General features: G+C 56.7%; 1 pseudogene. It reads left to right on the forward strand.

Annotated elements, in window-relative coordinates:
• A pseudogene (locus IV91_RS0113210) lies at window positions 1-314 on the forward strand (IS21 family transposase); the annotation flags it as partial.

Here is a 314-nt window from a genome sequence, read left to right on the forward strand (position 1 = left end):
ATCAGGAACTGCGCCGCAAGGGCATGACCTTGATGTTGCTGTGGGAAGAATACCGGGCTGAATATGCAGACAGCCAGACCTACAGTTATTCTCAATTCTGTGATTGCTACCAGCGTTTTGCCCGAATCCTCAAGCGCTCCATGCGCCAGGTTCACCGCGCGGGGGAGAAACTGTTCATTGACTTTGCCGGTCCGACTATCCCCTTGGTTGGAGGAGATCGTGCCCATATTTTCGTGGCGGCCCTGGGGGCATCCGGCTATACCTTCGCCTGTGCCACGCCCCGCGAGACGACGGAGGACTGGATAAATGGAACG

Source organism: Ferrovum myxofaciens, from assembly GCF_000735045.1.
In the GTDB taxonomy this organism is placed as follows: Bacteria; Pseudomonadota; Gammaproteobacteria; order Burkholderiales; family Ferrovaceae; genus Ferrovum; species Ferrovum myxofaciens.